The sequence below is a fragment of the Peribacillus sp. SIMBA_075 genome, from assembly GCF_046534585.1.
In genome coordinates, this window is record NZ_JAWRYN010001216.1 from 1 (window position 1) to 250 (window position 250).

1 pseudogene is annotated in these 250 nt (G+C 41.2%); it reads left to right on the forward strand.

Annotated features, from left to right (window positions below):
• A pseudogene (ipk, locus tag SB775_RS32190) lies at window positions 1-215 on the forward strand (4-(cytidine 5'-diphospho)-2-C-methyl-D-erythritol kinase); the annotation flags it as partial.
• Window positions 216-250: the final 35 nt, after the last annotated feature.

Genomic DNA, 250 nt, shown 5'->3' on the forward strand with positions numbered 1-250 from the left:
ATGTGACGTTTGCGATGCATCCCGAGGTTGCACGTATTAAATCACAGATGAAACGCTTTGGGGCAGATGCCGTATTAATGAGTGGAAGTGGGCCAACTGTATTTGGTCTTGTACACCATGATTCGCGAATGCACCGCATATATAACGGGTTAAAAGGATTTTGCGAGCAAGTATATGCAGTGCGTTTATTAGGAGAGCGAGAAACGCTTGAATAAAGACGTATAATACGTTATGATTTGTTTAGAATATT